Source organism: Caballeronia sp. S22, from assembly GCF_964261745.1.
In the GTDB taxonomy this organism is placed as follows: Bacteria; Pseudomonadota; Gammaproteobacteria; order Burkholderiales; family Burkholderiaceae; genus Caballeronia; species Caballeronia jiangsuensis.
Genome location: NZ_OZ180036.1, coordinates 554,898 through 574,504, shown reverse-complemented (window position 1 = coordinate 574,504; position 19,607 = coordinate 554,898). Strand labels below are relative to the sequence as shown.

Sequence of the window (19,607 nt, the reverse complement as noted above, 5' to 3'; positions counted from 1 at the left end):
CCTGCCCGACTGCCTGATCGATTACTGAACGAGCTCGGCGTTCAACGTGATCTTCGCGTTGCCCGCGAAGAGCTTCGACACCGGACAGCCTTCTTTAGCGGCCTGCGCGGCCTTGTCGAACGCGGCTTTATCTGCGCCGGGAATCTTCGCCTTCAGATCGAGCTGGCACGCGGTGATCGTGAAGCCCTCGCCGTCCTTTTCCAGCGTCACCGTCGATTTCGTTTCGAGGCTTTCGGCCTTCATGCCGGCCATCTCCAGTTGCAGCGAGAGCGCCATCGTGAAGCAGCCCGCATGCGCCGCGCCGATCAGTTCTTCCGGATTCGTGCCCGGACCTTCCTCGAAGCGCGATTTGAAGCCGTATGGCGCTTCGTTGAGCACGCCGGTTTGCGTCGAGATGAAACCCTTGCCGTCCTTGATGCCGCCGCTCCATTTTGCCGATGCTGTCTTTTGCACGAAAGTTCTCCAGAGATGAAGTGGAACTGCGATGACCGGCGCCGCGCGACGTCGGCGCACGTGTGATGCACGTCTTAATGAGCCGCATGCGCCGTGCCCGGCTTCGGCCGAGCGGTTATGTCGAGCGCGTCGTTGTTCATCGTAGCGGATCGCGCGTGCGGGCGCAGGGAGGCTGCGAAACCGGCTTATGCCGTTCGGGTTATACCGATTCGTATGGTCAAAAACAATCGATTCACTTAGCATCCTGTGACCCGCGAAATTCATCGAAAGGCCGTAAGGCGCACATCACATGGGTCCACCAACCGAACGCATTCCCGAAGACCGCACGCTTCCCGATCACGTCGATGTCGTCATCGTGGGCGGTGGAATCATCGGCATCAGCACCGCGCGTGCGCTCGTCAACAAAGGCCTGTCGGTCGCCGTATGCGAAAAGGGATACGTCGCGGGCGAACAGTCGAGCCGCAACTGGGGCTGGTGCCGCGCGACGCATCGCGACTTGCGCGAACTCGAACTGAGTCTCAGGAGCCTCGCGCTTTGGCGACGCATCGATGCCGAACTCGGCATCGACACAGGTTTTCGCGAATGCGGCATCCTCTACGCCGCCGACGATGCGAAAGCGCTCGCCGATCACGAAGCATGGCTCGCGCGCGCCGTGGCGCTCGTGGGCCGCGACGCGCTCGATTCGCGCATCGTCTCGGCCGATGAAACCGGCACGTTGATGTCGGGCACCGCGCGACGCTTCGCGGGCGGCATCTACACACCGAGCGACGGCCGCGCCGAGCCGCAACGCGCCGTGCCCGCGATGGCCGCCGCGCTGCGCGAACGCGGCGTGAAAGTGCTGACGCCTTGCGCGGTGCGCGGCATCGAGACGAGCGGCGGCGCGATCAGCGGCGTCGTCACCGAGTACGGACGCATCGGCTGTGCGAGCGTGGTCGTCGCGGGTGGCGCGTGGACGCGCTATTTCGCCGGCAGCATCGGCGTCGATGTGCCGCAACTCATGGTGCGCTCGTCGGTGATGCGCACGTCGCCGCTGGAAAACGGCCCCGAAGTGAGCGCGTGCAATCAGGACATGGGCTACCGTAAGCGTCTCGACGGCGGCTACACCATCGCCAATGCCTTTCATAGCTATCACGACATCACGCCGGACAGCTTTCGCCTGCTCGCCAGATTCCTGCCCGCGCTGAAAAGTCAGCTCGGCTCGATCAAGCTGGGACTGAATGCGCGCTTTTTCGAGGAACTGCGCCGGCCGCGCCGCTGGCCGCTCGATCGGCCGACCGTCTTCGAGAGCCAGCGCACGCTCGATCCCGCGCCCGTCGAGTCCTTCAACGAAGCCGCGCTCACGGAGTTCCGCAAGCTCTTTCCGGCGCTTGCCGGATTGCGCATCGAACAGGCGTGGGCCGGTTATATCGACGTGACGCCCGATGCCGTGCCGGTCATTTCCGGCGTGGATGAGCGGCCCGGCCTCTTCATCGCGACGGGTTTCTCGGGGCACGGCTTCGGTATCGGGCCGGCGGCGGGCAAGCTGATGGCGGACCTCGTCGCGAACGACGCACCGCTCGTCGATCCACGTGCGTTTCGCCTGTCACGGTTTTTCGATGGCAGCAAGATCGAGATCGACGGCGGCTTCTGATCGGTCGCACATGCGCGCGCCGCCCGTCGGCACGCGATAACATACCGGTTTTGCTTGAGGCTTACATGGCATCCACGTCTGTTCTTTATATCGACGTCTGGTCTGACTTCGTGTGTCCGTTCTGCTACCTCGAGACGCCCGTGCTCGATCAGTTCCGCAACGCGTACGGCGACGCGGTCGAGATTCGTTGGCACGCGTTCGAGCTGCGCCCCGAGCCCACGCCGCTGGTCGATCCCAACGACGAGAAGCTCGTCGAAATCTGGGAAAACTCGGTCCGCCCGCTCGCGGAAGAACGCGGCGTGTTGATGCGCATGCCGCCGGTCACGCCGCGCAGCCGCAAGGCCTTCGAGACGGCCATGTTCGCGCGCGAATCGGGCCGCTACGATGTCGTGCATCGGGCGATCTTCAAGGCGTATTTCGAGGAAGGCATCGACATCGGCGATACGGACTCGCTGCTCGATATCGCGGCGACCTGCGGCGTCGATCCGGAGTTGCTCGAAGAGGCGCTCGATGACGGCACCTACACCGATCTCGTGATCGAAGACGAAGATTTCGCGAAGAAGCTGGGCGTGGGCGGCGTGCCGTTTGCGGTGCTGTCGCGCGATCCCGCGCCCGGTCAGGAAGCGCCGCCGCCGATCGCGCTGCGTGGCGCCGCGCCGATCGAGCATTTCGAAGCAGCCGTCGGGCGTCTCTTTCCGGACGGTTTTCCGGGCGTCTGAACCGCCTCGGAACTGGCCGTCGCGCAGTCCTAGCTGTGCTCGGCCATGAACGATTTCAACGCGATACGCTGCGACGGCTCCAGCGATTCAAATTCGAGCCCGTAAGCCGCACTGCCATCGACCGGATCGATCGAGCCGACGTGGCGCACGATCGCGATGGTGTCGATCTTCACATCGACGCCATCGGTCTTGAACTGAAACGCGAGTTGCAGACGATCGCCCACGTGCGCGGCCGGATTCGCGACGGTCAACGACATCCCGTAAGGGCTGATGTCGCTAACACGGCCCAGTTGCCGGCCGGCTTGCGGCTCGCCATCGGCGACGAAGTGCGCGGCGAGCCGCGTCGGCATACGCGCGAACTTGCGCGTGCGCAGCCTGCGGATCGCGCCCGGCGCCGACAGCACCGCGTAGTTGAACGGCTCACGACAGGTGGCATCGACGGTACAGGCAAAGCGGAACACGCCCCGCCCCGTGAGCGCGACCAGATCGACCTGCTCGCCGAGCGTCAGGTCGAGCGGATCGAATCCCGCCATCAATGGCTGCGTCACGAATAGCGAGCGCTCTCCGTTGCGGCGCGGCGTCGAGAAACCGATCACGCGACTCGCATACATCGCGGAGCCCGTGCCGCCGGTGCCACGCAAGCCGACCCGCGCGCCGATGGTAAGACCGATGTCCTCCAGCGTCAGCGGCCCGTCCGTGGCGGCATCCGCGTCGGCCGCGCTCGGCGCAGGCTCCCGCATCGCACGGTGCGGCTCGAAATGCCGGAACATGAATTCGAGCGACTGGGCATCCGGCACGACGGCGCCCGCGTCGAAGAGCAACGCGCCATCGGCGGCGACGATCGGCCACTCCAGACGGGCGTTAAGCGGAATCTCGGAAGCTTGGAGGCGAACCAGCAACTGGCGCGCGTCTTCGACGGTTTCTTCGGTCATCTCATCGGACGATTCTTAAGTATTTCCCGCAATCGTCATGCTTGCCGGGTTCGCCGTCAAGTGCTGAATGGCAACTTTTACGTTAGCGCACTTATATTTTTGACGCGACGTGGACTTCCTACCGCCCAGCGACGCGTCAGGTTTATGCGCATAAAAGTTTTTATGAGATAACGCTTTTAGCGAACTGCGCTCTCCGATCAGAGCGCGCGCGCCGAAAACGTGTCGCACTGGCCGACATCGCCCGACGACATGCCGCGCCGCAGCCAGCGCTGTCGTTGCTCGCTCGTGCCGTGCGTGAATGCCTCGGGCACGACACGCCCTTGCGACTGCTGTTGCAGACGGTCATCGCCGATCGCGGCGGCCGCGTTCAGCCCTTGCTCGAAATCGCCCGGTTCGATCAGCTTCGCGTTGTCGCGTTGCGCGACGGCGGCCCAGACACCCGCGAAGCAGTCCGCCTGCAACTCGACGCGCACCGACAGCGCATTCGCCTGTTCGCGCGTCATCCGCGAACGCGCCTGATCGACCTTGCCCATGATGCCGAGCACGTTCTGCACGTGATGCCCGACTTCATGCGCGATCACGTAGGCCTGCGCGAAGTCGCCGCTCGCGCCGAAGCGATCGCGCAACTCGCGATAGAACGACAGATCGATATAGACCTTGCGATCGCCGGGACAGTAGAACGGCCCCATCGCCGTCTGTCCCGTGCCGCACGCGGTCTGCGTGGCGCCCGAGAACATGACGAGCTTCGGCGTCGGATAGTCCTGATTGAACTGCGCCCGGAAGATGTGCTGCCACGTCTGTTCTGTATTGCCGAGCACGCGGCGCACGAACACGGCGCCGGGGTCGGTTGCGGGTTGCGCGTTGCGCGGCGCGGCCTGCTGTTGCGGCGCGTTGCCCTGCAACACCTGCGCGCCGTTGATGATCGTCATCGGATTGATGCCGAAGAAATACGAGGCCGCGAGCGCCACGATGATCGTCCCGATACCGAGCGACCCGCCGCCGACCCGAAAGCCGCCTCCACCGCGCCGGTCTTCCACGTTCTGACTTTCTGGCTGGTCGTCGAGGCGCATGATCCTTCTCCTTCTACCCGCGCGGTGCGCGTGGTCAAAAACATTATGGTACCCGCGCCCATCGCACGTCTCGTGCCATTACAACGTAAAAGATCTTTCCCGGCGGTTCATCGCGCGGATGCAATCAGTGCGGTCGATTGTCGCGAAGACGCGTGCGCGTTCTTGCCGCACCGCATCATCCGGGCATCTCAAAATAGCCAATGAATCAACCTCGTAGCGCCGCCAAACCCTTGCCACTGCGGCATTTGCGCGCAATGCAGATTCACTGACGCAGCGCAACACTTTCTCGAAATGGCGCTAAGCTCCGCCCCGTTACACGTCTGGGTGTGAACTTCAAGGCACAAGTCATCATGCATTCGACTCCCGAAGCACTCGATCTGGCGCGGATCCAGTTCGCGTTCACCGTCTCTTTCCACATCATCTTTCCGGCGCTTTCCATCGGACTCGCGAGCTTCATCGCGGTGCTCGAGGGCGCCTGGCTCAAAACCGGCAAGCCGGTCTACAAGGAGTTGTGTCTCTTCTGGTCGAAGGTCTTTGCTGTCGCATTCGGCATGGGCGTCGTGTCGGGCGTCGTCATGGCGTACGAATTCGGCACCAACTGGGGCGGCTTTTCGAGTTTCGCCGGTCCCATCACCGGGCCGCTGCTCACGTACGAAGTGATGACCGCGTTCTTCCTCGAAGCGGGCTTCCTCGGCATCATGCTGTTCGGCTGGAACAAGGTCGGTCCGAAGGCACACTTCGGCGCGACGCTGATGGTCGCCATCGGCACGATCATCTCGACGTTCTGGATTCTCGCGTCCAACAGCTGGATGCAGACGCCGCAGGGCTTTCGCATCGAAGGCGATCATGTCGTGCCGGTGGACTGGTGGGCGATCATTTTCAACCCGTCGTTTCCGTACCGGCTCGCGCATATGGCGATCGCGGCGTTCATCGTCGCGGCGCTCGTCGTCGCCGCGACCGGCGCGTGGCATCTGCTGAAAGGCCGGCGCGACCCCGCCATCAAGAAGATGTTTTCGATGTCGCTCTGGCTGCTGCTCGCCTTGACGCCGATTCAGGCGCTCGTCGGCGATGCGCACGGCCTGAACACGCGCGAGCATCAACCGGCGAAGATCGCGGCGATCGAAGGCATCTGGGAAACCGAGAAAGGCGGCACCGCGCTCAATCTCTTCGGCATTCCCGACATGGAAGCCGAAACTACTAAGTACGCCGTATCGATTCCGCATCTCGGCAGCCTGATCCTCACGCATAGCTGGGACGGCGAAATCCGCGGCCTGAAGGAGTTTCCGAAGGAAGATCGCCCGAACTCGACGCTCGTGTTCTGGAGCTTTCGCGTGATGGCGGGTCTCGGCGTGCTGATGATCGTGATGTCGATCGCCGCGTGGTGGCTGCATCGCAAGCGCAGGCTGTTCGATGCGCGCTGGTTCCATCGCTTTGCACTGGCGATGGGCCCGACCGGATTCATCACGCTGCTCGCGGGCTGGGTCACGACCGAAGCCGGGCGCCAGCCGTGGGTCGTGTACGGCGTGATGCGCACGGCCGATGCCGTATCGCCCGTCACCGCGCAGCAAGTCGGCGTGTCGCTGCTCGCGTTCGTGATCGTCTACACGATCGTGTTCGGCACCGGCATCTACTACTTGCTGAAACTTCTGCGTCACGGTCCCGCGTTGCCGGGCTCGCCCGCGCAACCGTCCGACGGCAGCGCGCGAGCTCCGCTCAGCCTGCCGCAACAGTCCATCGAGGGAGCATAAGAATATGGACCTCACACTCGCCTGGGCCGCGATCATCGCGTTGGGCCTATTCCTCTACGTCGTGCTCGACGGCTTCGACCTCGGCATCGGCATACTCTTTCCGTTCTTTCCCGACCAGCATGATCGCGACGTGATGATGAACACCGTCGCGCCCGTCTGGGACGGCAACGAGACGTGGCTCGTGCTCGGCGGCGCGGGCCTCTTCGCCGCCTTCCCGATGGTCTACTCGACCGTGCTTTCCGCGCTCTATCTGCCGCTCGTGCTGATGCTCGTGTGTCTGATCTTCCGCGGCGTGTCGTTCGAGATCCGCGCGAAGGCGCAGCGCACGAAGCCGATGTGGGACCTCGCGTTCATCGGCGGATCGGCGGGCGCGACGTTCTTCCAGGGCGTGGCGCTCGGCGCGTTCCTCGGCGGCATTCCCGTCGCCGATGGCCGTTTCGCCGGCGATCCTTTCGGCTGGTTCTCGCCCTTCTCGATCTTCACGGGCGGCGCGCTCGTCGTCACCTATGCGCTGCTCGGCGCGTGCTGGCTGATCGCGAAGACCGAAGGCGATCTGCAGCGGCGGATGTATCGCGTGGTATGGCCGCTGACCGTTCTGCAGCTCGCGACGATCGCGGTAGTCAGCATCTGGACGCCGCTGCAGGATGCGGGCATCGCGTCGCGCTGGTTCGATTCGCCGCTGTTCTATCGCCTGCTGCCGGTGCCGATGCTCGTCGCGGCGTGCGCGTGGGCGATGCGCCGCTCGATTCAGTCGCGTCACGAGAAACGTCCGTTCGCGATGGCGCTCGGCTTCGTGCTGCTCGGCTACGCGGGACTCGTCGCGAGCATTTCACCGCACGAGATTTTCCCCGGCGTGTCGCTCTGGGACGCGGCCTCGCCCCGTTCGAGCCAGCTCTTCACGATCGTCGGCGCGGCGGTGATTCTGCCTGTGATCGTCGCTTATACGACGTTCGGCTATTGGGTCTTCAGAGGAAAGGTGCGTCATGGCGAACATCACTACCACTGAGCGCGCGCGCAAGATTTTCTGGTTCGTCGCGTTGTGGGTAGCGGGCGTCGGCGGCACGATGCTGCTCGCGCTGCCGTTCAAGTTGCTGATCAGGGCGGGAGCCGCGATTCATTGATGCGCGACGCCCACGCGCTCAGAACCACGCCGCCGCGATCAGCCCACTCACGATTCCGAACATGACGACTGCGACCGCAACGAAGGCCAGCACACGCGGCGCGAACGAGCGCGCGAGCATCGCGAGCGACGGCACGCTGACGGGCGGCAGCGTCATCAGCAGCGCACCGGCCGGTCCCGTCGCCATGCCGAGCGACAGCATCGCCTGAATGATGGGCACCTCGCCCGCCGTAGGAATCACGAAGAGCGTGCCCGCGACGGCAAATACGACGATCCACAGCAGGCCGTTGCCGATATCCGGCCCGATATGCGGAAACAGCCACGCGCGCGCGGCCCCGAGCAGCAGCACGAGCACGATGTACTCCGGCACGAGCCGCAGGGTCATGCGGCCGAGGATCTTGATCCAGCGCGAGAACGCGGAACCGGGTTCATCGTCTTCGATCAGCTTCGCGAGCGTCTGACGCGACGCCGCCGCCTGCGCCGGCGTGACCATGCGATTCACCGCGTAGCCCAGGCCGAACACCATCAGAACGCCGAGCACGAGGCGCAGGCCGGTCCATTGCCAGCCGAGCACGAAGCCCATGAAAACCAGCGCGGCCGGATTGAGCACCGTGTTGCCGAGCCAGAACGCCACGGCCGAACCCGGCGCCGCTTCACGCGCACGCAAGCCCGCGACGACCGGCGCCGCGCAGCATGTGCACATCATGCCCGGCAAGGACATCAGGCCGCCATTCACGACGCTGCCGAAGTTGTGCTCGCCGAGCGCGCGCGCGACCCAGCGCGGCGGAATCAGCGCCTGCACGGCGGAGCCGAGCAGAAGGCCGAGTACCATCGCCTGCCAGATTGCCTTGCCATAGGCGATCGCGTAATCGAGCGCGGCTTGCCACGAAGGCTCCGGCGCGCTGGCGGCCGTGCCCATCAGAATGGACTTGCCGATCGAATGCTGGCTCGCCGCGACGAACGCGCGGTTGTAGTACGGAAACCATTTCACGTAGAAGAGGCCAACGACGGCGATCAGCAAAAACACCATCCAGCCGAGGGCGACGCGCGGTTGTCGGAGCGTGGTCATAACTTTTTTGTTTCGTGGGGTGAAAATCGGTCAGCCGAGAGCGGGCATCGTCTCGGCAAGCTGTGCGAGCAGGGCTTTCGCCTGATCGATGCTGTCGGCGTCGTTCGGACGAAACAGCACGTGCGCCGCGTGCGGCAATTCAGTATAGAGCGCCTGATTGCTGCGCCGGTAGGCGGGATCGTAATGATGGTCGATCAGTTCTGCAAAGAGCACGGCGCGTGCGTTCTCATCGATCAGCCGATGCCAGTGCGCCACGCGCTCGCGGCTATGCAGCGCGACGAGCTTCGATAACTGCGCCTTGAAGAACGCGGGATCGTCGAAGAGATGCCCGTAGTCCTGCAACAGAAATGCGATGCGGTCTTCGCGGCGCGCTTCCACCTGCACGCACGACGCGATATGCAGATTGGCGAGCACGGCATCGGGCATCGTGATCGCGCCGATGCGCCGCCCTTCCGCCTCGACGAACACCGGTTTCGCCGGATCGAAACCGGAAAGCGCCTGCACGAGCGCAGAATCGAATGCTTTTTGCGATGGCTGCGGACACCCCGGCAGCGCGCCGAGCAGCGATCCGCGATGCGCCGCGAGCGCTTCCAGATCGAGCGTCTGCGCGCCCGCCGCGTCGAGCGCTTTAAGGAGCCGCGTCTTGCCGCTGCCCGTATGCCCGATCAGCGCGATATAACGAAAGCGTCCCGGCAGCGCGACGAGCCGCTCGATCACGTCGCGCCGGTAGCTTTTGTAGCCGCCGTCGAGTTGCCGCGCCTGCCAGCCGATCATGTTGAACCACGTCGTCATCGAGCCCGAGCGTTTTCCGCCGCGCCAGCAATAGATGAGCGGCCGCCAGTTGCGCGGCTTGCCGGCGAAGATCGTGTCGAGATGCATCGCGATGTTGCGCGCGACCATCGCGGCGCCGACGCGCGTCGCCTCGAACGGCGACACCTGCTTGTACATCGTCCCGACGATCACGCGCTCCTCGTTGCTGAGCACGGGCGCGTTGATCGCGCCGGGAATGCGATCCTCGGCGAATTCGAGCGGCGTGCGGACGTCGACGATTTCGTCGAAATCGCTCAGACGATCGATGGGAACGAGCAGGTTTTTCACGGGTTGCGGGCGGAGACTGGCTGAATCAAGCGAAAAATTATCGCATGCGGACGGATTTCGGCCTCGCGGCGCATTTTGGAGCGCGGCGCGGCGCGCGCGAAGCGGCTAAAGTGCATCAATCGATCCATCCGGGGGAAGCGATGAGCTATCACGAGACGATCGGCGCGCGCCGTTACCGCTTCGACGATCTGAAGACGCTGCTCGCGCGCGCGAGCCCGCGCCGCTCCGGCGACGAGCTCGCGGGCATCGCGGCGGCGACGGAGGAAGAGCGCGTCGCCGCGAAAATGGCGCTCGCGCAGGTGCCGCTCGCGGCGTTTCTCGACGAGCCGCTTATCCCTTACGAGGACGACGAAGTCACGCGACTCATCATCGATACGCATTCGCGCGAGGCCTTCGTGCCGATCGCGCATCTGACGGTCGGCGAATTCCGCGAGTGGCTGCTCGCCGACAGCACCGATACCGCCGCGCTCGAAAGCATCACGATGGGCGTCACGCCCGAAATGGCCGCGGCCGTTTCCAAGCTGATGCGCAACCAGGATCTGATTCTCGCCGCGCGCAAGCGGCCGGTCGTCACGCGGTTTCGCACGACCATCGGCTTGCCCGGGCATCTGTCGGTGCGTCTGCAGCCGAATCATCCGACCGACGATCCGAAGGGGATTGCCGCATCCATGCTCGACGGCCTCTTTTACGGCTGCGGCGATGCCGTCATCGGCGTGAATCCCGCTTCCGATTCGCCCGCCGCCATCGGCAAGCTGCTCGCGATGATGGACGACTTCCGCCAGCGCTACGACGTGCCGATGCAGTCGTGCATCCTCACGCACGTCACCAACACGCTCGCGGCGATCGAACAAGGCGCGCCTGTCGATCTCGTCTTTCAGTCGGTCGCGGGCACCGAGCGGGCGAACGCGAGCTTCGGCGTGTCGCTCGCGCTGCTGGAGGAAGCGCACGACGCGGCGTTGTCGCTCGAGCGCGGCACCGTTGGCGATAACGTCATGTACTTCGAGACGGGACAAGGCAGCGCGTTGTCGGCGAACGCGCATCATGGCGTCGATCAGCAGACGTGCGAAGCGCGCGCATACGCGGTCGCGCGGCGCTTCAGACCGCTCTTGACGAACACGGTGGTCGGCTTTATCGGTCCGGAATATCTTTACGATGGCCGGCAGATCATTCGCGCGGGACTCGAAGATCACTTCTGCGGCAAGCTGCTCGGCGTGCCGATGGGCTGCGACGTCTGCTACACCAACCACGCCGAAGCCGATCAGGACGACATGGACACGCTTCTCACGCTGCTCGGCGTGGCGAATGTCAACTTCATCATGGGCGTACCGGGCGCGGACGATGTCATGCTCAATTATCAGAGCACGTCGTTTCATGACGCGCTCTATATCCGCCGCGTGCTGAATCTGAAGCGCGCGCCGGAATTCGAAGCGTGGCTCGCGAAGATGCGCGTCACCGATGGTCAGGGCTCGCTGCTCTCGACGTCCTCGCAACCTTTGCTCGAATGGATCGACTCATGACGAACGCCGATGTCTGGGAGACGCTGCGGCGCTTCACCAACGCGCGCATCGCGCTCGGCCGCGCGGGCAGCAGCCTGCCGACCGCGCCCCTGCTCGCGTTCGAACTCGCGCATGCCCAGGCGCGCGACGCGGTGCATCAGCCGCTCGATACCACCGCGCTCGGAGAGACATTGCGTGCCGCCGGTTTCGACACGCTCGACGTGCAGAGCGCCGCGCCGGATCGGGATCGTTATCTGCGTCGGCCGGATCTCGGACGGGTGCTCGACGATGCGAGCGTTGCGCGCCTGACCGCGCGAGCCGCCGCAACCGGCGATGCGCCCGAACTCGTTTTCGTCGCCGCCGATGGCTTGTCGGCTTTTGCCGCGCAACGTCACGTTGCACCGTTGCTCGCGCATCTGCGCGGGAATCTCGACGGCTGGAAGGTGGCGCCCGTCGTGATCGCGACGCAGGCGCGCGTCGCGCTGGGCGATCGCATCGGGGAGCTTTTAAGGGCGACGATCGTCGTCGTGATGATCGGCGAGCGGCCGGGGCTCAGTTCGCCCGATAGCCTCGGGCTCTACGTGACCTACGCGCCGCGCGCTGGCCGTCACGATGCGGAGCGCAACTGTATCTCGAACGTGCGGCCGGAAGGGCTCGATTACGCGAACGCGGCGTTCAAGCTGATGTGGTTGCTGAATGAAGCGCGCAGGGTGAAGGTCACTGGTGTTGGTCTCAAGGATCGTAGTGGGGCGTTGCCTGCGGCGGATTATGGAGTGCTTGGAGGGTAGGGTTTTTTTCGCCGGATCCCGTTTTCGCGGTGGTTTATTAGCTCTGCCCCTCCCCGGGGCGGGGGTCACTTTCTTTGCTGCTGCAAAGAAAGTAACCAAAGAAAGCAGCTCGTTTAAGCCCGCGGTCACACGCAGTTTGGCCATGCTTGCCAGTCGTCGATGGCACTCGCCTAAGTGTCGCCCCCAAAGGCCCCATCGGGCTTGGCTCGCGCACGGTCTGACGCCCGAGAGGTTTCAGCGCGCTGGTTCAGCACGAAAGAGTTCCGGCACAGCGCTGCGCGCTGCCGTTGGATATGCGAGGGAAACCTTCGAAGAAGAAGCACACGCGCACCCGATTGGCCGGTCGGCCGCGAAGCGGGCCGGAGCTATTTGGTGCTGAGCCAGTGTGTTGTGTGGCGCGATGAATCAGACCGTGCGCGGTCCAAGCCCTTGTCTGCTTGTGGGGGCACTCGCTATTGCCGGGCCATTAGGCCAATCGCCTGTGCCGCGGCCGGTGTGAAGTGCTTAGGCTGGGGATAGCTGTTTCTTTGGTTACTTTCTTTGCAGCAGCAAAGAAAGTGACTGCCGCCCCGCACAGGGGCAATGCTAATAAACCAACACGAAAACGGGATCCGGCGAGGCAAACCCCCAACACCTCCAGCAAGCGCGCTAAACCCGTAATCAAACCCGCAACTTGCGATACAACGTCGTACGCGATATGCCCAGAGCCCGCGCCGTCGCCGACACATTACCGCCATGCGCCTTAAGCGCCGCAGCCACGGCACTAGCTTCGATATCCACAAGCCGCGCACCGCTCTCGGGCAGCGATACATCGTCGATCTGAACCCGTTCCCCGAACTCATCGAGAAAATCATGCGGCAAATGCTCGACGCCGATCCGCGTATCGTGATCGTCGAGCATGGCCGACGCGGTGCGCAGCACATTGCTCAACTGCCGAAAGTTGCCCGGCCACGGATGACGCGCGAAGAGCGCGAGCACATCGTCATCGATGCCCACGATGCGGCCAGCAAACCGCTCCTGACGCAGCATCTTGTCGACGACCTCACGCAGGTCCGTGCGCTCGGCGAGCGGCGGCAGCGTCACCGAAAGGCCATTGATGCGGTAATACAGGTCCTCGCGAAACGTCCCTTGCGCGACGCACTCCCGCAGCTTGCGATTGCTCGCGCAAACGAGCGTGAAATCGACCGGCACCGCGCGCGCCGCGCCAAGCGGCTCGACGACGCGTTCCTGCAACACACGCAGCAAGCGGCTTTGCATCGCAAGCGGCATATCGCCGATCTCATCGAGGAAAAGCGTGCCGCCATTCGCCTGCATGATCTTGCCGGTCGCGCCGCGCTTCGATGCGCCCGTGAACGCGCCCTGCGCATAGCCGAACAGTTCCGATTCGATCAGCGTCTCCGGCAACGACGCACAGTTCACCGCGACGAATGGCCCCGCGCGACGCGGCGAATCGCTGTGAATCGCGCGCGCGAGCATCTCCTTGCCCGCGCCCGTTTCCCCGCCGATCAGAATGGCGATGTTCTTGCCGATGACCTTGCGCACGCGCGCGACGATGTCGTTCATCTGCGCATCGCCGGTGCAGAGATCGGCGAGGCTCGATCCGGCTTGCTCGCGCACGGCGATCGCGGTCGCCGGGTGCGCCACATTCGACGCCGGACGCGCATGAAATTCGACGCTCGCGAACACGACGACGCCGCTGTGCAGTTCGAGCCGGCACGGTGCTTCACCCGCGCACGCAATGAGCGCGTCGGCACGCTCGCCGAACAGCGCTTCGAGCGTCTGCGAACGCAGACGCCCCAGTTCGAGCCCGAGCTGGAATTGCGCGCTGCGGTTCGCGCACAAGAGACGGCCGTCGAGATCGAATACGGCGAGGCCTTCCATCAACGTGCCGATAAACTCCGGCCGGCTATGAAAACGGATGCGCAGCCCGTCGCCGAACGCGCTCGCGATCAGGCGGTTCTCGATCATCTGCCCGGACATCTTCACAAGCGCCATCGTGTGCTGGTGATAGCCGCGACGGTCGCCGGTGACATCGAGCACGCCGGAGAGATTGCCGTGCGGATCGAGGATCGGCACGCTCGAGCACGAGAGGAAATGATTGGCGCGCAAGTAGTGCTGGTCGCCATGCACGGTGACGGCGGTGCGCTCGGCGATCGTCGTGCCGATCGCGTTGGTGCCCTGATGCGCTTCGCTCCACAACGCACCCGCCCGCAGCGCGACTTTTTCGGCGCGGGCGAGGAAATCGTCGTCGCCGAGCGAATGGAGGATGAGACCGCTCGCGTCCGTCAGCGCGATCATGCTGTGCGTGTTGGCGATCTGCGCGTACAGCGTTTCCATCACCGGCAGCGCGTGCGCGAAAAGCGCGCGGCTTTCACCGAGCTTGACGGCGAGTTCCGCGCCCGACAGCACGGCGTAATCCGGGCGCATCGTCTCGAACAGGCCGAACGTGGCCGATCGCTCATGCGAATGACGGATGACGTCGTGTTGCGCAGGCTGCAAGGCCGCGCCGATGGCATGCTGCATCGCCCTCTCCTTTTCGGTTCACTGTCGCCAGCGTGTCGTCTCGCGGCAATGTAACACTGTCGCGGCGCGCGGGTCGATCCGAGGAAGCACGCGGATGGCCCCGCGGCGGTTCCCAGCGCTACAGCACGAGCGAGCCTGCCGTGATCGCGATGACGAGGAACACGACGAACAGGATCAGGAAGATGAAGAAGCAGATCTTGGCGATGCCCGCTGCGCCGGATGACACGCGGGTAAAGCCGAAGAGGCCGGCGACGACGGAAATGATCGCGAACAGAATGGCAAGCTTGAGCATGACGGGTCCGGTAATTGTTTAGCCGACCTGTGCCTGCAAGGCGCGTGCCGCGACAATTAAAAGTGGCGGCTGCCTAAGACCGTTAGTTGCGAAATTAGCGTAATAAAAAACGGGCAGCGAACTGCCCGCTTCCGAAAGCGTCTTAGCGTCCCTGATTGTCGGCGGCTGCCGCGACAGTCGCGCGTGCCGCAGCAGGCACGGCCGCCGGTGAAGGTTGACGCGTGCCGAGCCAGGTCGAAACCCGCCGATGCGCATGCGGCACCGCGAGCAGCGCGCCGATCGCGATGGCATCGGCGGCAAGCCCGGCGGGTACGTTGACAAGGCCGTCGGTCAGCGTGAACAGGATCGAATCGACGACGAGCGAAATCACCGTGCCCGCGACGAACGACACCATGCCGTCACGTCCCAGCGCGCCGACCCACGGCAGGCGATGCGCCACGGCCTTGACGACGCCATAGCGCGCCAGATTTGCGGCGATCCACGCGATGGCGAGGAAATTGATTACGCGGGGTCCCGCCAGATCGCGCTTGAAGGCGCTATCCAGAACAGGCGGCAGAACGAGCAGCTTGTAGTACGCCATGCCCGCGATCAACGCGACCGCGCCCGCGCTCACGATCCAGCCGAAGCGGTTCGCGCTGACTCGCTCGTAAACCGGCTGGCAGCGCGCCAGCACGCCGAGCACGAACATCAACTGCCACGCGGCGGGATTGAAGTCCCAGAGGTTGTCATCGACGGAGGGCATGAATTCGCCGATCTCCGACGCAAACGCCCACAGCGCCAGGCTCAGGCCGAGCAGCAGCCAGGGCTTGCTGCGCGCGAGCGGCAGCATGAGCGGCACGGCGAGCGCGAACAGCGCGTACATCGGCAGCACGGCGGCAAGATACGGCTGGCGTTCGAACGTGAGAATCTGCGTGATCGACGAAAGCGGCTGCGACGTCATACGGTCGAGGTCGTGCAGCGCGAGATTCGGCGCGTGACCAAAAAAGGGCCGCAGCAGAAAGGATGCCGCGAGCATCAGCGCGGCGGTGACGAGGAACGCGCGATAAAGCTCGAACGCGCGTTTGAGAAAGCGCACTCGCGCGGCGCTTTCGGAGCGGCGGGCCGCGAGCGACACATACGCCGTCGCCGTGGCGAAGCCGCCGAGGAACACGAAGACTTCGGCGGCGTCGTTCAGCGCAAACGAATGAAGCGTGAAGCGCGACACCATGCTCCCGCCGATATGATCGACGACGATGATAAGCAGCACCAGTCCCCGGAAGAAGTCCAGCTCGACGAGACGTTGTGATTTTCCCTGCATGCGGATTCGGTTCGGTGTCCTGTGGCGACAGGAGGTTGGACGGCGGCCACGGACGCGCGGCACGAAAGCATAGGAGTTTACCCGTAATGCGGCAGCGCATCATCAGATCAAGCGCAAATAAACGTGTAATTTCCGGTATTTGTGACCGATATGCCGATGCCGACTTCACGATGCGCAGCATGTGCCCATCCGAGGATTCGATTCGCATGAAGTTTTCAAGTTCCTTTCATTATCCACGGCGATCAGGCTAATATCTCGCCCTCTCCTGTCGAATCATTCCCGGACCATGGACTATCTCGTCGCCCTCATCACCGATCCCGCCGCCTGGGCCGCGCTCGCAACACTCGTCGTCATGGAAGTCGTGCTCGGCATCGACAACCTGATCTTCATTTCCATCCTGACCAACAAGCTGCCCCCGGCGCACCGGGAGCGCACGCAGCGCATCGGCATCGCGCTCGCGCTCATCATGCGGCTCGGGCTGCTCGGCACGGTCGCGCTGATCGTGCGCCTCACGACGCCCATCTTCGAAGCATTCGGCCACGGCTTCTCATGGCGCGATCTGATCCTGATCGCGGGCGGCGTGTTTCTCGTGTGGAAGGCGACGACCGAGATCCGCCATCACGTCACGCACGACGCCGACGGCTCTGCCGGCGCCGAATCAGGCAAGTCGCTGACGCCGCTATCGGCGATCGGACAGATTCTGCTGCTCGATCTCGTGTTTTCCATCGACAGCATCGTGACGGCGGTCGGCATGACCGAGCACATTCCGATCATGTTCGTCGCGGTGATCGCCGCCGTGACCGTGATGCTGTTTGCGGCAGGCCCGCTGTCGCGCTTCATCGAGCGCAATCCGACGATCGTGATGCTCGCGCTCGGCTTCCTGCTCGTGATCGGGATGACGCTGATCGCCGAAGGATTCGGCACGCATGTGCCGAAGGGCTACATTTACGCGGCGATGGCGTTCTCGGCGCTGGTCGAGGGGCTGAACATGCTGGCGCGGCGCGCGAAGGGGCGAAAGGCAAGCGCGGCAAGTGTTTCTGGCAAGCACTGAGCGGCAATGAAGACCGTTCGACGCGTGGCTTTTTTACGCGTCGAACGGTCGCTCATGCGGCATGACCTCGATCCTTGAACAACCCGTGATTCACGTACGGCTTGCTCAAGGCTCGGCGATCGTGAACCAGAAGTCGAACTTGTCGAAATTGCCCAGCATGTCCTTGAACTTCGCCTTGTCTCCGTCGATGGTCACGTCGCCGCTGTCCGTGAGATTGCCCAGCTTGAGTTTGCCGAGCGCGATGTCATCCAGTGTCGAGCGATTCAGCGTGACGGTGCCATCCGCTTTATCCAGTTGCTTGTCCTTGCTGTAATTCATTACGCCGTTCTTTACCGTCAGGACATACTGCGCCTTGATGTCCGGGAATTTCAGGTTGTACACGTAAGACTTGTCACCGACTCTCGGTCCGTTCAGATGAATGGCGAGAAAGTCGAGGAACATATCCGTGGTCATTCCACGGATGATGTCGGGGGAACTGGTATTGGGCGTCGCCATTTTCTTGACGCCGCCGCGCAGTTCTTGCGCCCCGGACAGATAGAAGTTGCGCGCCGGACCCGATTCCGCCTGATAACCCAATTGCTCCAGCGCGTCCGCTTCGATATTGCGTGCCGCCTGATTCTTCGGCTGCGCGAACACCACTTTGTTCGCCACCGTCGCCGCCCACCGATAGTCGCCTTTGGCATATGCCGCCTTGGCCGTCGCAATCATTTTGTCCGCGCCGACCATCTCAACATATCGTTTCGCTTCTTCGACAGGCGGTAACGGATTGAAGTCGGCCGGATTGCCGTCCCAGAATCCCAGATAAAGCTGATACGTAGCGCGTACGTTATGTTTCAGATCGCCATAGTAGCCGCGGTTATAAAACTCTTTCGCCAGACTATCCGGCAACACGAACTGCTCGGCGATCTCGTTCATCGTCAGGCCTTGATTGGCCATGCGCAGCGTTTGATCGTTGATGTATTTGTACAGGTCGCGTTGCTTTTCCAGATGTTCGACAACGCGGCCGTTACCCCATTGCGGCCAATGACGACTGCCGAATGAAACCGTCGCGTCGCCGCCCCATAAGTCGATTGTCTGATCCAGCGTACTCGACCATTTCTGTGCGCTGCGCACCTTTGCACCGCGCAAGGTCAGGATGTTGTGGAGCGTGTGATTCGCATCCTCGGCGAGACAGATCGCCTTGAATTGCGGGAAGTAAAACAACATCTCGGCCGGCGCTTCGGTGCCGGGCGCCATCTGGAATACGACATCGATGCCGTCGACCGTCAGTTTTTCACCTGTCTTGTCGATAATCTTGGTCGGCTCGAACAGGGTAATCGTCCCGGCCGCCGTGGTCAGCCCAAGGCCGCCGCCGACATTGCCTTCCGGGTCCTTCGGCAACAGATTGCCGTACATGTACGACGCGCGCCGGCTCATCACGTTGCCGGCGAACACGTTTTCGCTTACCGCCTCTTCCATGAAGCCATCCGGCGCAATCACCGGCACTTTGCCGGCGCGCGCATCCTTCTCATCCACGATCGCCCGAATACCCGCGAAGTGATCGACGTGAGAGTGCGTGAAAATCACCGCGCTGACCGGCAGATTCTCGACCTTGCTATTGATCAGGTCGAGAGCGGCTTTTGCGGTTTCCGTCGACGTGAGCGGATCGATCACGACCCAGCCCGTCTTGCCGCGAATGAATGTCATGTTGGCAAGATCGATATTGCGCACTTGATAGATGCCATCGACCACCTTGAACAGACCGCGAATCGCGAGCAGTTGCGATTGCCTCCAGAGGCTCGGATTCACCGACGCGGGAGCAGGCCCGCTTTGCTTCAGAAAATCATATTGCGAGAGATCGATAACCGTGTTGCCGGCGCTCCCCTTGACGACCGGATTCGGAAGATCGGCGATGAACCCGTGGCGAGCATCATCGAAATCCTGCGTATTCGAAAACGGCAAATAATCCGCTATTGCCTGATTGGCCTTTCGAGTCGCATCGGTGGCAGGATTCGGCGCCGCGTTACCGATGCCAATGCAGCAGGCCAGAGTCAGAACGGCACAAGCAATTTCCTTACGAGATAGTCCAGACATGCGTTTATCTCCGGTCGTGAAGCTCAGCGGAAACGTATCCGACGCCTCAATGGGAAAACTGACTGATTCGCCTTCATTGCCGCAGCAATCGAATCGGACCCAATGCTGAGAGGAAAGCGCGATGGATACCTTCAGCCACGAAGTTGATAATCGCGATTCGAGTTGACGGACATTCGGCTGCGGATCAGTCCATGCCAACGATGACAAGCGATATCACAAAATTGCGTGGCAGTTCAGTTTCGCGCTCG

At 63.1% G+C, this 19,607-nt stretch carries 17 protein-coding genes; 8 read left to right on the top strand and 9 right to left on the bottom strand.

Features of this window, described 5'->3' with window-relative positions:
• Positions 1 to 21: 21 nt before the first annotated feature.
• Positions 22 to 453 carry an OsmC family protein gene (locus ACEN42_RS17755; protein ID WP_035503645.1) on the bottom strand — a complete coding sequence of 144 codons (432 nt, stop codon included), beginning with the start codon at positions 451 to 453 and terminating at the stop codon, positions 22 to 24.
• A 289-nt stretch (positions 454 to 742) separates the two neighbouring features.
• On the opposite strand from ACEN42_RS17755, the gene ACEN42_RS17750 reads away from it, so the two are divergent.
• On the top strand, positions 743 to 2,083 hold the full coding sequence (locus ACEN42_RS17750; protein WP_371882012.1) for an NAD(P)/FAD-dependent oxidoreductase: 1,341 nt from the start codon (positions 743 to 745) through the stop codon (positions 2,081 to 2,083).
• Positions 2,084 to 2,148: 65 nt separating this feature from the next.
• Positions 2,149 to 2,802, top strand: coding sequence for a DsbA family protein (locus tag ACEN42_RS17745; RefSeq protein ID WP_187606187.1), 654 nt, complete (start codon positions 2,149 to 2,151; stop codon positions 2,800 to 2,802).
• Positions 2,803 to 2,831: 29 nt separating this feature from the next.
• Here ACEN42_RS17745 and ACEN42_RS17740 read toward each other — a convergent pair whose 3' ends face one another.
• Positions 2,832 to 3,734 (bottom strand): flagellar brake protein, encoded by a 903-nt coding sequence (locus tag ACEN42_RS17740; protein ID WP_371882011.1) that lies wholly within the window; start codon positions 3,732 to 3,734, stop codon positions 2,832 to 2,834.
• 197 nt (positions 3,735 to 3,931) lie between these two features.
• Complete coding sequence (locus ACEN42_RS17735) at positions 3,932 to 4,804, bottom strand: neutral zinc metallopeptidase (RefSeq protein ID WP_371882010.1); 873 nt, start codon at positions 4,802 to 4,804, stop codon at positions 3,932 to 3,934.
• 350 nt (positions 4,805 to 5,154) lie between these two features.
• Between ACEN42_RS17735 and ACEN42_RS17730 the strand changes: the two genes are divergently transcribed.
• Genes ACEN42_RS17730 through ACEN42_RS17720 form a run of 3 tightly spaced genes read left to right on the top strand, consistent with a single transcriptional unit; the run spans position 5,155 to position 7,673 of the window.
• Complete coding sequence (locus ACEN42_RS17730) at positions 5,155 to 6,552, top strand: cytochrome ubiquinol oxidase subunit I (protein ID WP_371882009.1); 1,398 nt, start codon at positions 5,155 to 5,157, stop codon at positions 6,550 to 6,552.
• A gap of 4 nt (positions 6,553 to 6,556) precedes the next feature.
• Complete coding sequence (gene cydB, locus ACEN42_RS17725) at positions 6,557 to 7,558, top strand: cytochrome d ubiquinol oxidase subunit II (protein WP_371882008.1); 1,002 nt, start codon at positions 6,557 to 6,559, stop codon at positions 7,556 to 7,558.
• Entirely contained in the window at positions 7,536 to 7,673 is a 138-nt protein-coding gene (locus tag ACEN42_RS17720) for a hypothetical protein (protein ID WP_371882007.1), read from the top strand. Before cydB ends, ACEN42_RS17720 begins: the two co-directional genes overlap by 23 nt.
• An 18-nt stretch (positions 7,674 to 7,691) precedes the next feature.
• Here ACEN42_RS17720 and ACEN42_RS17715 read toward each other — a convergent pair whose 3' ends face one another.
• The gene (locus ACEN42_RS17715; protein WP_371882006.1) at positions 7,692 to 8,741 is read right to left on the bottom strand and encodes a permease; all 1,050 of its coding nucleotides are present in this window, start codon (positions 8,739 to 8,741) and stop codon (positions 7,692 to 7,694) included.
• Between the two features lie 30 nt (positions 8,742 to 8,771).
• Complete coding sequence (gene mnmH / locus ACEN42_RS17710) at positions 8,772 to 9,839, bottom strand: tRNA 2-selenouridine(34) synthase MnmH (protein WP_371882005.1); 1,068 nt, start codon at positions 9,837 to 9,839, stop codon at positions 8,772 to 8,774.
• 140 nt (positions 9,840 to 9,979) lie between these two features.
• Between mnmH and ACEN42_RS17705 the strand changes: the two genes are divergently transcribed.
• Positions 9,980 to 11,356, top strand: a complete 1,377-nt coding sequence (locus ACEN42_RS17705) for an ethanolamine ammonia-lyase subunit EutB (protein WP_371882244.1) — start codon at positions 9,980 to 9,982, stop codon at positions 11,354 to 11,356.
• Complete coding sequence (gene eutC / locus ACEN42_RS17700; protein WP_371882004.1) at positions 11,353 to 12,123, top strand: ethanolamine ammonia-lyase subunit EutC; 771 nt, start codon at positions 11,353 to 11,355, stop codon at positions 12,121 to 12,123. Before ACEN42_RS17705 ends, eutC begins: the two co-directional genes overlap by 4 nt.
• Positions 12,124 to 12,783: 660 nt before the next feature.
• Here eutC and ACEN42_RS17695 read toward each other — a convergent pair.
• The 3 genes from ACEN42_RS17695 to ACEN42_RS17685 form a co-directional block, all read right to left on the bottom strand.
• Positions 12,784 to 14,646: a sigma-54-dependent Fis family transcriptional regulator gene (locus tag ACEN42_RS17695; RefSeq protein WP_371882003.1), complete on the bottom strand. Its 1,863-nt coding sequence runs from the start codon at positions 14,644 to 14,646 to the stop codon at positions 12,784 to 12,786.
• Positions 14,647 to 14,764: 118 nt separating this feature from the next.
• Entirely contained in the window at positions 14,765 to 14,938 is a 174-nt protein-coding gene (locus ACEN42_RS17690; protein ID WP_035503665.1) for a DUF1328 domain-containing protein, read from the bottom strand.
• 142 nt (positions 14,939 to 15,080) lie between these two features.
• Positions 15,081 to 16,235 (bottom strand): OpgC domain-containing protein, encoded by a 1,155-nt coding sequence (locus tag ACEN42_RS17685; protein WP_371882002.1) that lies wholly within the window; start codon positions 16,233 to 16,235, stop codon positions 15,081 to 15,083.
• 286 nt (positions 16,236 to 16,521) lie between these two features.
• Between ACEN42_RS17685 and ACEN42_RS17680 the strand changes: the two genes are divergently transcribed.
• On the top strand, positions 16,522 to 17,286 hold the full coding sequence (locus ACEN42_RS17680; protein WP_187606176.1) for a TerC family protein: 765 nt from the start codon (positions 16,522 to 16,524) through the stop codon (positions 17,284 to 17,286).
• Positions 17,287 to 17,391: 105 nt separating this feature from the next.
• On the opposite strand, the gene ACEN42_RS17675 is transcribed toward ACEN42_RS17680, so the two are convergent.
• Positions 17,392 to 19,359: an alkyl/aryl-sulfatase gene (locus tag ACEN42_RS17675; protein WP_374191194.1), complete on the bottom strand. Its 1,968-nt coding sequence runs from the start codon at positions 19,357 to 19,359 to the stop codon at positions 17,392 to 17,394.
• Positions 19,360 to 19,607: the final 248 nt, after the last annotated feature.